We start from the raw sequence: 12236 nt of genomic DNA, 5'->3' as shown, positions 1-12236 counted from the left end.
GAGTGGCACACTCTCGAGACGCTGCCGGGTTCGGACGCACGCGCAGCGCTCAGCGGGCCGGCGGAGCGCTCCCACCGGCCCATGACCGCGGAAGCGGTCGAGGCGCTGCTCGCACTCTCCGGCGGGTATCCGTACGCGATCCAGGTCGCCGGGCACTTCGCCTGGCGCGCTTCCCACGGCCGCACCGCGATCACGGAACAGCACGCCCGGGAGGCCGAGCCGCGCATCGTCGCCGATCTGGACCAGCTCTTCCTCAGCCGGTGGGAAGACGCAAGCCCCCGCGAGCGCGAATACCTCACAGCGCTCGCCGCCGCCGAACTCTCCCATCCGGCGCCGAACGGCGGGCACGTCGCCGCCGTGCTGGACGAGCGCGTCACTGCGGTGTCCTACCTGCGTGATCGGCTCATGAAGAAGGGCACGATCTATCGTGACGGCGCCGGGGGTCTGCGCTTCATCACCCCGGGGATGGGCGATTGGGTCCGCCGCACGGCCAATCCTCGCTGACGGACTCATCCGCCTCCCGCCGGACGAGCACCCTGCGAGCGCTTGCCCTCCTCGACGATGAGGCCGTGCAGCTCCGCCAGATCCGCCACGGCGAGGCCTGCCTCGGCGAGGGCCGGGGCGAGCGCACGGCGTGCTGCCTCGTAGCTCCGCGGCACGGCGAACCCGCGAGCCGTGAGCAGCCTCCGGGCATAGGCGTCCGCGATGAATGCCGGACGGCGATAGCCGTAGAGCCCGATGACATCGGCCGTCTCAGGCCCGATCCCCCGGAGGGCGAGCAGCTCCGCTCGCAGCTCACCGTCGCTGAGCCCCGGCACCTCCGCCTCACGCTCCTCGGTCCAGGCGGCGAGCGCCCGGAGTGCTGCCGCCTTGGCCCGCATGAACCCCGACGGGCGGATGAGGGCGCGCAGGTCCTCCTCGGGCACCGCCCGCAGGAGTGAGGGCCGGAGCAGGTCAGCCGCGCGCAGCCAGTCGAGACTCATCTCCACGTTCTGCCAGCGCGTGTTCTGGACGAGCACGGCACCCGCCATCATCTCGAAGCGGTCCTGCGCCGGCCACCACCAGCCCTGCGGACCATGCACGGCGAGGAGGTCAGTATGAAGCGTCCGCAGGTCGAGGTCCGCAAGCCGGCGCTGTGCGGCGGCTTCCGCCACCCATGTGCCTCCGTCCGTGCCCGTGTGCCCATCAGGTCCTCCCATGCTCCTCACCCTAGGGCTTCCCCGGCGAACTGCGCCGCCGCACGCACTGAGGCCACGCGGGTTGCTCTGAAGGCGGGGACGGGGTTGGAATGAGCCCATGCCCGTTCCCCACTCCGGCGACTCCTCGCCCGCTCCCGTCGCCTCCGGACCGCCCTCCCACAGCAGCGGAGGAGCTCGCCGGACGGGCAGTGCGATTCTGCTGGGCACAGGTCTCATCCTCATCGGGCTGAATCTGCGGCCGGCGGTGGCCTCCGTGGGCCCGGTGCTCACGGACATCCAGGACGATCTGGGCTTCTCCGCGACCGCCGCCAGCCTGCTCACCACCATCCCCGTCTTCGCTTTCGGGGCCTTCGCGTTCCTCACTCCCCTGCTCAGCAGGAGGCTGGGCACCCATCGTCTGCTGGGCATACTCATGCTGGTGCTCACAGCCGGCATCCTGCTGCGTCTCCACCCCAGCCTCACCGCGCTTTTCGCAGGCACCGTCCTGCTGGGCGCGGCGATCGCGGTGGGCAATGTGCTCCTCCCGCCCGCCATCAAACAGGACTTCCCGCACCGCGCAGGCCTCATGATGGGCCTGTACTCGATGGTGCTCTTCATGGGACCGGCCATCGCCTCGGGCGCCACCGCACCGCTGGCCCACGCGCCCGGCAGCGACTGGCGCAGGGCACTGGCGATCTGGGCGCTCCCCGCGCTCCTCGCCTTCGCCCTCTGGCTCCCCCAACTGAGACGGGGCCCGCGCCCGAGGCCGACCTCGGGCGCGGCCGGTCCTCCGGTGCCGTCCAGGTTCCGGACGCTGGTCACGGATCCCACGGCGCTCGCCGTCACCGCCCACATGGGGCTGCAGAGCGCCGGCTACTACACGTTCCTCACATGGACTCCCGCCCTCCTGCAGGACGCAGGAGTGTCCGCCGCCGAGGCCGGGCTGATGATCGCCTACTCCGCCCTCCCCGCGATCCTCGCCTCTCTCGCGGCACCGGTCGTCGCCGCGCGCATGCGCCGCGGATGGGTGCTCGTGGTGCTCACGGTCGCCGTGACCGGCACGGGACTGCTGGGACTGCTCCTCGCCCCCGCCGCCGGCGGCTACGCCTGGTTGACCCTGCTGGGACTGGGGCAGGGTGCGGCGATCGGCCTGGCCCTGTCCTACATCGTCGGACGGTCCGCGGACGCACAGCAGGCGGCCGGGCTCTCCACCATGGCGCAGGGCAGCGGGTATGTCATCGCCGGCCTCGGGCCGCTGGGGTTCGGCGCGGTCCACTCCCTCACCGGAGGATGGGCCGCGCCTCTGGCGGTCCTGCTCCTCGCGCTCGTCCTGCAGCTGGTGGCGGGGATCCTCGCAAGCCAGGACGTCGTCGTCGGTGAGAGGCGAAAGCGGGCCGCGAGCTGAGTGCGGCCGCTGGTCTCATACGACGGTGTCCGGGATGCGCCGTGGGTTCCGTGGTGGGCGGCCGCCGCCCCGCGCCTGTCCCCACGCCTCGGCCAGCAGCGGCACAGCGGCCTCCAGCTCCTTCGGCGAGGAGGTGAAGGGCAGCCGGATCTTCCTCTCGAAGGCGGAGCCGTCAGGGCCGAACCGAGGACCGGCAGGTACGAGCAGCCCGCGCGCGTGAGCGGCGAGGGCGAGCGCGGAGGAACCGGGCTGCGGCAGACGAGCCCATACGGAGATCCCACCGGCGACGGGCGGAAGCTCCCAGTCCGGCAGATGCACAGCCGCCAGTCGTCGCAGTGTCTGCTCCCCTGCGCGCAGCAGCTCCCCGCGTTCGGCGCGCACCTGCGCCAGTGCTTCGAGCAGCCGCGCGGTTGCCAGCTGCTCCACCACAGGAGTGCCCAGGTCGAAGGCGGAGCGCGCGGAGACGAGACGGTCGATGAGTCCGCGCTCCGCACGGATCCACCCCACCCGGAGACCGCCCCAGAACAGCTTTCCCGCCGAACCGATGTGCACCACGGTGCGCGCGCCTCCCCGGACCCCGGCACCCAGCGGCGGTGGGAGGACACCGGTGGGAGAGGACGCCGGTGCCTGGGCGCTCTGGGGTCCGGCGGCCTCGGGCACGGTCGGATTCTGTTCAGGGGCAGTTCCCAGGTCCAGCAGCGCGGTCGTTTCGTCCGCGAGGAGGACAGTGCCGGACTGCTCCGCGGCTGCGATGAGCCGCTCACGGGCGTCCGCGGGCATGCTGGCACCGGTGGGATTGTGGAAGTCCGGCATGAGGTAGGCGAGCGCGGCGCGGGAGCGGCGCAGGGCCTCGAGCGCGACGTCCATGTCCCAGCCGTCCTCGGCGGATACGGGGACGGGCACCACACGGGCCCTGGCGCTGCGGAGAGCGTCAAGGGCGTGCGGGTACGTGGGCGATTCGATGAGGGCGCGATCCCCGGGGCTCAGCAGCACATGGGTGAGCAGGTGGATCGCGTGCTGCGCGCCCAGGGTGACGAGGACCTCCGCCGGCGCGGTGGACAGCCCTCGGTCGGTGTAGTGCGCGGCGATGACGGCACGCAGGTGCGGCAGTCCGGTGCCGTCGTAGCCGCTGTCATGGAGGAACCGCGGCAGATCCTCGGCGGCCCCGCGTACGGCCTCGGGCACGGCGGAGGCGGCGGGAGGCGAGGCCCTGCTCAGATCGATGAGGCCCTCCGTCCCCGGCACGGAGGGCAGGGAGAGCGAGGGACCGGGCAGCGCGGCCACCGTGCCCGAGCCTCGCCGGCTCACCGCATAGCCGTCGGCACGCAGCGTGTCGTAGGCACCCGCGACGGTCGTCCTGCTGAGGCCGAGCGCCTGGGCCAGCGCACGCTCGGAGGGCAGGCGGGCGGCGAGGGGAACCCGCCCGTCGAGGATCAGCACGCGCAGACCGGAGGCGAGCGCACGGTGCAGCGGACCGTCCCCCTGCCAGTCCCCCAGCGAGCGGGCCAGGGTGTGCGGGGCGACCTGCAGTGGATTCATGGGGCCACTGTATTCCAATTGGCCCTGGAAACGAATGCCACCTGGAACGAGAGTGAGGACATGCAGAAGCACCGCACCCTCACCATCCGACTGTCCGCCGTCCTGCTGGGACTGTTCCTCTACGGCTTCGCCATCGCCCTCATGGTGAGGGGCGGAGTGGGAGTCTCCCCGTGGGACGTCCTCGCGCAGGGAGTGTCCAGACAGACCGGGCTGCCCTTCGGACTCACCACGAATCTCATCGGCCTGGTCGTCCTGTTGCTGTGGATCCCCCTCCGGCAGCGGCCCGGCGTGGGCACGGTGCTCAACGTGCTCATGGTCGGCACCAGCGCTCAGGTGGGCCTGTTCCTCGTGCCCGAGGTCTCCGCACTCTGGCTGCGCATCCCCCTCTTCGCCGCCGGGATGGTCCTGCTCGCCGTGGCCTCGGGTCTCTACATCGCGCCGCGCATGGGGCCCGGGCCCAGGGACGGCCTCATGACCGGCCTCCACGAGCGGTGGGGCGTGCCCATCTGGATCGCGCGCACCGGGATCGAGGTGTTCGTGGTGGCTGCCGGCTGGCTGCTGGGAGGGAACGTGGGAATGGGCACGCTCGTGTTCGCCGTGGGGATCGGGCCCCTGTGTCAGCGGACGCTGCCGTTCTTCGCCGCGCGGATTCCCGGCGGGCAGGGATCCGATGGACAGGGAGCTGATGAGCAGAGCTCCGATGCGCGAGGCCCCGGCGGGCAGCGGTCCGCAGCTGGGCAGCAGGCTGCCGGGACGCGGCCGTCAGGCCCGGGCGTCGTCTCGTGACGCTCGCGCCAGCTGTTGCACGAGCTCGTCCGGGATCCGCGAGCGCGGGGTGAACGTGATGCCGGTCTTGGTCGCCTTGAAGCCGGCGGCCGCGATCTCCTCGGAGTGCCGGGAGATGGCCCCCGGCAGGAGATACAGCCCGCACTGCCGCGTGAAGGCCGCATAGCCGGCGACGATCGTGCCGTCGATCCGGAACCCAGGCATGTCATAGGCCACCACCTCCTCCGCTTCCGGCAGTGCTGCACGCAGGAGTGTGCGCAGGTGCGTGAGGGAAGGCCGGAAGGGTTCGGCGGCCGCGGCGATGTAGGCGTCGTGGTCGGCAATCGCAGTCATGACAGTCTCGCTTCCCAGGCAGAGGTGAGGGGCTCCAGGCTCATTATGCCCGCAGGGGTGCGCGGGGCGGAGGCGGCGAGCGCAGCCTTCAGACCTGGGACAATGAAGTATGGCGAATCCTCAGGTGATCCTCATCGGCGGACGCTCCGGCGTGGGCAAGTCTTCCGCCGCCTTTGCGCTCCATGATCTGCTGTCCGACCACGACGTGCAGCACGCCGTCATCGAAGGCGACAACCTCGATCTGGCCCACCCCGCCCCATGGAAGCACCGCCTCGCGGAGCGGAACCTCGCCTCCATGTGGGCCAACTACCGCGCGCTCGGATATCACCGTCTCATCTATACGAACACCGTCTCGGTGCTGGAGGCCGAGGCTCTGCGCGACGCCGTGGGAGGAACGGCCGAGGTCACCTGCGTGCTGCTGCGCGCCAGCGATGCGTCCATTGCTGAGAGGCTGGGAGGCCGCGAGCAGGGCGAGAGCCTCCGACGCCATCTGGAACGCAGCGCCAGGATGGCGGGCCGGCTCGACCGGGCAGCGCCCGACGGCGTCCACCGCATCGAGACCGACGGGCTCACTCCGTGCGCCCTCGCCGAACAGATCCTCGGTCTCTCAGAATGGATGCGAGGATCCCAGGATGACTAGAAGCCAGCGACTCAGTGGCCAGACGCGCCCCCGTGCGCGCTCGTTCCGCTCCACCGCCGTCCTCGGTGTCCTCTCCCTCGCCCTGCTGTCTGCCTGCGGGGGCGAGGCGACGACTGCGCCGGAGACTGCGGGGACGCCTCCGGCCTCCGAGGCGACTGCGTCGGAAACCACCCGTTCGGAGGCGCCGGAGACGGACTCCTCGGATTTCCTCGCCCTCGAGGACCGCTTCGATGCACGGGTGGGCGTGTACGCAGTCGATACCGGCACAGGCCGCGAAGTCTCCTGGCGCGGCGACGAACGGTTCGCCTACGCCTCGACGATCAAGGCCTTGGCGGCTGCGGCTCTGCTCGAGAAGGTGGGCACGGCAGGACTCACCAAGACCGTGACGATCGAGGAATCGGACATCGTCTCCCATTCGCCGGTGACCGAGACCCGTGTGGGGCAGTCCATGTCCCTCGAGGAGGTCTGTGAAGCGGCACTGACGCAGAGTGACAACACCGCCGCGAACGTCCTCTTCGCCGAACTCGGAGGGCCGGAGGCCTTCGACGCGCAGCTGAACGCGCTCGGGGACACAGGCACCACGGTCTCCCGCATCGAACCCGAACTCAATGAAGCCCTGCCGGGAGATCCACGGGACACGACCACGCCTCGGGCGTCTGCGCAGAACCTGCGGGAGTACGTCTTCGGCGAAGCACTCGATGACGAGGAGACGGCCGCTCTGACCACGTGGATGAAGAACACCCGCACCGGAGACACGCTCGTGCGCGCAGAGCTTCCGGACGACTGGACGGTCGGGGACAAATCCGGAGGAGGGATGTACGGCTCACGCGGCGATCTGGCCGTGGTGTGGCCGACCGACGGAGCCCCGCTCGTCATCTCGGTGCTCTCCTCGCGCGAGGAGGAGGACGCCGGCTACGACGACCGCCTGGTCTCCGGCGCCGCAGCCGCAGCCGTCGAGCAGCTCCGGCAAACGGTCGGAGGGCAGGCCGCGGTCTCAGCTCCCGGGCCGGCGCCGCATCCGCCAATGACCCCGCACTCGCGTGCCGTCAGCTCGTTCGTGTGCCTCGATCCATTCGCGATCTCGAGGCCGGGGGCCGTCCGGGGCATGAGTGAGCACTGTTGACCGGACGCCCCGGCCGCCTGCGTCCGGACCGGGAAGGTCACGAACGAAGTCCCGCTGCTCTCCCTCGAACGCCCGACGCATACGTCTGACCGCCTCGGCATCGAGCCCGTGCCCGCGGGCCGCTTCAGCCCAGCTCCGCGTCCCCTCCTCCACCTCCTTGAGAACGGCGATGGCCTGGGCACTGGACAGTCGGAAGTCATCGTGCCGATCCAGCAGCTTCTGCAGCTGCCTGTCCTGAGGATCGTCATCACCGGTGAGTGGGGTCGCCGCCACTGTGTTCGGCCGAGGAAACGGGTTGAGATCGAATGCAGGTGCCACCCGCCAGCGGTCACCGCGACCGCGAAGCATGCCGAAGTTCCGGAAGTGATCATCGACGTTGCCCGTCAGCACGCTGAAGGCGGCTTGCCGGAAGAGACGCTCACCAGCCGCGCCCTTGTCCTCCGCGTAGTACAGCACGAAGGAGAGCAGATCGACATACGACACCCCCCGCGTGTCCTCCTGTTGCAGGAGCGTCTGCCCCGACCAGTAGCCGATCCTCCGCTCGCCTACACGATCGAACCGTTTGGTCACGAACACATCCGCCTCGCCACCGAGGGGCACAACGGTGAAAGGCGCAACTGGAAGACCAGAGGCTGTCGCCAGCTCTGCGGCGACCGCCTCCCAACGCGCCACGTTCCACCGGTCTCCCACTGCCGGGAACTTGGCGATCGCCAGACTGCCGTCAGTCCAGCGCACGGCCAGCTTGGGCCTGGCACCGCCTTGCGATGTGCCGAGCGGCAACATGGAGAGAAGACGGGGATCGGACGGATCGTCCCCCAACTCGAACTCTTCGATCACGGGTCCGAATGCTTCAAGAGCAGCGAGAGGCGGCACGTCCGCGTCCTCGACCGCAGGCTCCACGAGCAGGTCCCCCTGCCGGGTGTTGTTCGGCACGAGGAAGAGGTCACCCGTCACCAGGGACGAGGTCACAGGCATACCACGGCGTCTGGCTTCCAGCGCGACGAGCCGCTGTCCCCACGCATCCGGCATCGCATCGCGCAGTCCGGAGAAGACCGGGAGATGACGCGGAGGGTGAAGCTCACCTCGCACGAGAGGCAGGTCCGGACTGATCGTCACGGAATCGACCCGTCGCAGGTAGTCCGGAGCATAGGTGAACCGCAGCCGGCTCGCCGTATTGCCGCCTGCGAACTCCGACAGCGTCCCGCACCGCACCGTCTCACCGCCGGCCAGCATGATGGAGACTGTCAGCTCCCTCTCTCTGATCACCGCACTCGCTCCCGGTGCATGAGGTGGGCGCGCATCCTGCCCAGATCGTGATTGAGAGGGTCCGCGGCCTCCACGACAGGCCGGTCGATGCCCAGCGCAGTTATCACTGACATGACCGCCGCGAACTGCGTGGTCCCTCGACCGGTCTCGATGTCCCGCAGCGTGCTGCGTCCGATGTCCGCACGTGCAGCCAGCTCATCCGCCGTCAGGTTCTGCACCTTCCGCCAGTTCCGCACGTGTTCCCCGAACTCCCGAAGATCACGCTGCGCATATGGGTTCACAGACTTCACTTGCCCTCCTTACGGCTACTCCAATGTCCATTATAGGCGTGAAAGGCAGCTGGAACAGCTGTTAACCGAGTAGGACCGTCCTGAAGAATCAGCCGCGAAGCGCCTGCCAGTCCCGCCACATCTGCGTGAGATCGTGCACCTCATCAGCTTCCAGGACCGTGCCGCCGCCCTCGTCATCGCGCACCCGCCCGTGGAGCACCATCCGGGAGATCCCCGCGAGCTGCGTGTGCACCGCCGAATGGAATCCTCCGCCCAGCACGGCATCGACCCTGCCGGTGCCGTCCTCGATGCTCACCTCCACCGAGGCCTCTCCCCTCCCTGATCCGGGCGCGGAGACGCGCAGCCCGGCGAGCACCACCTCACTGCCGGGGCGGAAGGCGGACAGCTCCCCCAGAGGCGTCACTCCCAGCTCCGCGAGCAGCGGGGCGAAGCGCTCGGCGACATCGGACCCACGATAGAACTCCGCACGGAGCGGCTCACCCGCGATCAGCGCCCCTGCCGACTCCTCCGCCGCATCACCCGCCGCGAGAGCAGTCTCCTCATCCGCCCCCTCGCGCTCACCGTCCCCGCCGACTTCCGTTTCCAGAAGCGATCCGCTTCGTTCGACCTCACTGCCGAAGGGAAAGGATCCCGCAGCACTGGCCTCAGCAGCATCCGACTGCGCAGCACCGGGTTGCCGCACCTCGACGTCCTCCTCGCCGATGAGCTCGAGCTGACCGTCCGCCCCGCGCTTCCGCCCAGTCGCAGTGCTCTGACGCGTGAGAGTGATGGCGCGTGCACGTGCCGCCTCCTCAGCTTCGCCCTCACGTCGCACCAGAGAATCGAAGGCTCCCGCCTGCGCCGCATCCATGAGCAGACCCCGGGGTAGGCGAGCGCGCGCAACCACGTCTGCCAGAGAGGAGAACGGACGAGCCCTGCGAAGCCGGCCCCAGTCCCTCTCCGAAAGCGCGTGGGCCCGGCCCGATCCCACGAAAGGCGCACCGAACAGCCCATCCGGCAGCGGAAGCCTGATCGCCTTCGCCGTCCCACGCGCAGGCGTGACGAGGTGGGTGCGCCCTGAGAAGTTGATGTCCGCCGGGAGCAGAGGTACCCGCACCCTGCGTGCCTCCGCCGCTGCCGCCAGGCGCTGTGCAGGCCCTTCACCGCACTCCATGAGCGCCGCGAGGAACTCCACGGGGAAGTGCGCCTTGAGCCACGCGCAGCGGTAGAGCAGCAACTCCGCATCCGCAGATTCCCGCCAGCAGTCGGGAATGAGACGGGGGAACCGGGAGCTTTCCAGGACGTCGAGGGCGAGCGCATCGTCTGCGTCGATGAGGTCGAGCGAGAGCGCCCCCGCTGCAGAGAAGCAGGCCGCACCCGGGCTCAGCCCACGGGCCCGGGCCGCCCCTGCACCGTTGACCCGGCGGATCTCCGTGACTGCGAATTCCAGGACTGCCCGCGCCGAGGCCGGCCCCACCTGGCACTCCGGTCCACCACCCGGAGCAGGCTCCGGTTCCGCCACGGCCGGGCCCGCCTCGGGCTCCTGCAGGAAGTCCTCGAGGGGAAGCAGGGCGAGCGCCCCGGCTCCACAGCTCCCCGTCTCTTCCATCCCGCACGTCCAGACACTCGATTAGAACACCTATTCGATACCGAGTGTAGGGGCCAACTCCACACGAGGGAAGCCGGGACGCACGCGCCGCACCCGCACCCCTCACGTGCGCGCACCGCTCCCCCGGGTCCACGCTCATGGCCCTGCTCCTCTCACCCCTCCCGCACAGCAGCGGACACGAGAAGCGTTCCCCCACCCAGGGGCAGCTGGACCTCACTGTCCTCCAGCCGCACCTCGGGATGGCTGAGGCAGACCGGCTCCTCCCAGGGCGCGCTGAGCGCCACCTCCTGCGGTGCCAGGCCGCCTCGGGCCACATCCAGGCCGGTGTGCAGCGACTTCAGCACCGCCTCCTTGCGCACCCATGTCCGCAGGAGCAGGGCCAGCCGCCGTGCAGGCATCTCACCCGCTGCGGCCCGGAACCATTCCCGCTCCGCCGAGGCCAGCACCACCTCCGCGAACGCCCCCGGCTGCGTGCCGGAGCGGAGGAAGGCCTCCAACACCTCCGCGTCGATGCCGACGGCAGGCCCGGGACGATCCGGTCCAGAATCAGCCGACCCAGCACCCGGCCCCAGGCACGCCGCCACCCTCACCTCGCGGCCGGAGGACGTGGAAGCGGAGGACACGAACGCAGAAGACACAGACGCAGGCACCCAGCGCTCCGCAGCACCTCCGTCCAGCCGCACCCACGGCACGCCCTTCCGTCGCATCACGGAGGCGAGCGCCGGGTCCGCGGCCCACACCTCGGCGGCGAGCGCGAGGAGGAGGCCGTCACCGGCGGCACCACCGCCTGCGTCACCTGCACGCCATGCCCAGTACACCTGCACGTCATCTGCCGTCACGGCCGGTCCACCTCCTCCGCATAGGATCAGCAGGTCCCAGTCTCGCACCGCGGTCAGCGTGGACACACGCCGCGCCGCCTGCGCCGTCCCACCGGGCGCGGCGCACCAGCACCCGCAGAAGGCACGTGAACACTCAGTCCCCGCAGTTCCCCGGCGCGCACCTGGCACCGCCGGAGCGCACGCTCATCGACCTCCTCCTCGAGGTCGCCGCCGACCATCCCCAGGCCCCGGCCCTCGACGACGGGACGCGCGTCCTCACCTACACGGAGCTGCTCATGGAGATGCGCACTGAGGCACTCCGCCTGGCCGCGGCCGGCGTGGGCCCCGGCGACAAGGTGGGCGTACGGGTGTCCAGCGGCTCCGCGGACCTCTACGTGGCGATCCTCTCCGTGCTCATGGCCGGGGCGGCCTACGTGCCCGTCGACGTGGACGACCCGGACGAACGCGCCCGCACCGTGTGGGAGGAGGCCGGTGTCGCCGCTGTCATCACGGACGGCCGCACCCTCACCCGCATGACGGACCGGCCGCTCGCGGAGACCCCCGCTCTGCGGGCGCCCAGGCCCGGCGACGACTGCTGGGTGATCTTCACCTCCGGCTCCACCGGCAAGCCCAAGGGCGTGGCCGTGAGCCACCGGTCCGCCGCCGCCTTCGTGGAGGCCGAGGGCCGCATCTTCTGCCGGGACGAGCCGCTGGGGCCCGAGGACCGGGTGCTGGCCGGCCTCTCCGTCGCCTTCGACGCGAGCTGCGAGGAGATGTGGCTGGCCTGGGGCCACGGAGCCTGCCTCGTGCCCGCACCGCGCTCGCTCGTGAAGTCCGGGATGGACCTGGGGCCGTGGCTCTCGCGCCGCGGCATCACGGTCGTCTCCACCGTGCCCACGCTGGCCGCACTCTGGCCGGCGGAGACGCTGGACAGCGTGCGCCTCCTCATCTTCGGCGGCGAGGCCTGCCCGCCTGAACTCGCCCACCGCCTCTCCGACGGCACCCGCGAAGTCTGGAACACCTACGGCCCCACCGAGGCCACCGTCGTCGCCTGCGCCGCGCCGCTGGGTACCGGCGAGGTGCGGATCGGCCTGCCGCTGGACGGCTGGGACCTCGCCGTCGTGGACTCCGCGGGCATCCCCGTGGCCGCGGGCGAGACCGGTGAGCTCATCATCGGCGGAGTGGGCCTGGCCCGCTACCTCGATCCCGCCAAGGACGCGGAGAAGTACGCACCCATGCCCACGCTGGGCTGGGACCGCGCCTACCGCTC

The 12236-nt window shown here is 70.5% G+C and carries 11 protein-coding genes and 2 pseudogenes; 6 read left to right on the top strand and 7 right to left on the bottom strand.

All coding sequences use genetic code 11. The annotated features are described in order from the left end of the window. A pseudogene (locus Q0A33_RS04945) lies at positions 1-504 on the top strand (hypothetical protein); the annotation flags it as partial. Between the two features lie 5 nt (positions 505-509). Here Q0A33_RS04945 and Q0A33_RS04940 read toward each other — a convergent pair. Further along, positions 510-1199 carry an endonuclease III gene (locus Q0A33_RS04940; RefSeq protein ID WP_291793992.1) on the bottom strand — a complete coding sequence of 230 codons (690 nt, stop codon included), beginning with the start codon at positions 1197-1199 and terminating at the stop codon, positions 510-512. 97 nt (positions 1200-1296) lie between these two features. Between Q0A33_RS04940 and Q0A33_RS04935 the strand changes: the two genes are divergently transcribed. Beyond that, positions 1297-2583: an MFS transporter gene (locus tag Q0A33_RS04935; RefSeq protein ID WP_291793989.1), complete on the top strand. Its 1287-nt coding sequence runs from the start codon at positions 1297-1299 to the stop codon at positions 2581-2583. Positions 2584-2598: 15 nt separating this feature from the next. Here the strand turns inward: Q0A33_RS04935 and Q0A33_RS04930 are convergent, their stop codons facing one another. Next, complete coding sequence (locus tag Q0A33_RS04930) at positions 2599-4122, bottom strand: PLP-dependent aminotransferase family protein (RefSeq protein ID WP_291793987.1); 1524 nt, start codon at positions 4120-4122, stop codon at positions 2599-2601. Between the two features lie 60 nt (positions 4123-4182). On the opposite strand from Q0A33_RS04930, the gene Q0A33_RS04925 reads away from it, so the two are divergent. Then, a complete protein-coding gene (locus Q0A33_RS04925) occupies positions 4183-4908 on the top strand; it encodes a hypothetical protein (protein ID WP_291793984.1) in 726 nt (241 codons plus the stop codon). On the opposite strand, the gene Q0A33_RS04920 is transcribed toward Q0A33_RS04925, so the two are convergent. Next, complete coding sequence (locus tag Q0A33_RS04920; protein ID WP_291793981.1) at positions 4885-5241, bottom strand: DUF1801 domain-containing protein; 357 nt, start codon at positions 5239-5241, stop codon at positions 4885-4887. The two genes, Q0A33_RS04925 and Q0A33_RS04920, sit on opposite strands and share 24 nt — an antisense overlap. Before the next feature lie 109 nt (positions 5242-5350). Between Q0A33_RS04920 and Q0A33_RS04915 the strand changes: the two genes are divergently transcribed. Continuing rightward, positions 5351-5881, top strand: coding sequence for an AAA family ATPase (locus Q0A33_RS04915; protein WP_291793977.1), 531 nt, complete (start codon positions 5351-5353; stop codon positions 5879-5881). Continuing rightward, complete coding sequence (gene bla / locus Q0A33_RS04910) at positions 5874-7004, top strand: class A beta-lactamase (protein ID WP_291793975.1); 1131 nt, start codon at positions 5874-5876, stop codon at positions 7002-7004. The genes Q0A33_RS04915 and bla overlap by 8 nt, the downstream gene beginning before the upstream one ends. Positions 7005-7154: 150 nt before the next feature. Here the strand turns inward: bla and Q0A33_RS04905 are convergent. The 4 genes and pseudogenes from Q0A33_RS04905 to Q0A33_RS04890 all read right to left on the bottom strand — a co-directional run. Next, a pseudogene (locus Q0A33_RS04905) lies at positions 7155-7787 on the bottom strand (HipA domain-containing protein); the annotation flags it as partial. A gap of 479 nt (positions 7788-8266) precedes the next feature. Then, positions 8267-8560, bottom strand: coding sequence for a helix-turn-helix domain-containing protein (locus Q0A33_RS04900; protein WP_291793972.1), 294 nt, complete (start codon positions 8558-8560; stop codon positions 8267-8269). 88 nt (positions 8561-8648) lie between these two features. Continuing rightward, positions 8649-10148, bottom strand: a complete 1500-nt coding sequence (locus Q0A33_RS04895; protein ID WP_291793969.1) for a hypothetical protein — start codon at positions 10146-10148, stop codon at positions 8649-8651. A 152-nt stretch (positions 10149-10300) separates the two neighbouring features. Then, a complete protein-coding gene (locus tag Q0A33_RS04890) occupies positions 10301-10987 on the bottom strand; it encodes a 4'-phosphopantetheinyl transferase superfamily protein (protein ID WP_291793966.1) in 687 nt (228 codons plus the stop codon). A gap of 125 nt (positions 10988-11112) precedes the next feature. Here Q0A33_RS04890 and Q0A33_RS04885 point away from each other — a divergent pair. Then, on the top strand, positions 11113-12236 hold a 1124-nt coding region (locus tag Q0A33_RS04885; RefSeq protein WP_291793963.1), incomplete at its 3' end, for an AMP-binding protein.

The sequence above is a fragment of the Brevibacterium sp. genome (assembly GCF_022712115.1).
Taxonomy (GTDB): Bacteria; Actinomycetota; Actinomycetes; order Actinomycetales; family Brevibacteriaceae; genus Brevibacterium; species Brevibacterium salitolerans.
The sequence above is the reverse complement of the archived record's forward strand: the minus strand, read 5'-3'. Positions and strand labels throughout refer to the sequence as shown.

Bases quoted from the DNA above. Each gene is read 5' to 3' on its own strand.
- Q0A33_RS04895 (WP_291793969.1), bottom strand. From the start codon at position 10,148: ATGGAAGAGACGGGGAGCTGTGGAGCCGGGGCGCTCGCCCTGCTTCCC.
- Q0A33_RS04920 (WP_291793981.1), bottom strand. From the start codon at position 5,241: ATGACTGCGATTGCCGACCACGACGCCTACATCGCCGCGGCCGCCGAA.
- Q0A33_RS04915 (WP_291793977.1), top strand. From the start codon at position 5,351: ATGGCGAATCCTCAGGTGATCCTCATCGGCGGACGCTCCGGCGTGGGC.
- Q0A33_RS04935 (WP_291793989.1), top strand. From the start codon at position 1,297: ATGCCCGTTCCCCACTCCGGCGACTCCTCGCCCGCTCCCGTCGCCTCC.
- bla (WP_291793975.1), top strand. From the start codon at position 5,874: ATGACTAGAAGCCAGCGACTCAGTGGCCAGACGCGCCCCCGTGCGCGC.
- Q0A33_RS04925 (WP_291793984.1), top strand. From the start codon at position 4,183: ATGCAGAAGCACCGCACCCTCACCATCCGACTGTCCGCCGTCCTGCTG.
- Q0A33_RS04940 (WP_291793992.1), bottom strand. From the start codon at position 1,199: ATGGGAGGACCTGATGGGCACACGGGCACGGACGGAGGCACATGGGTG.
- Q0A33_RS04930 (WP_291793987.1), bottom strand. From the start codon at position 4,122: ATGAATCCACTGCAGGTCGCCCCGCACACCCTGGCCCGCTCGCTGGGG.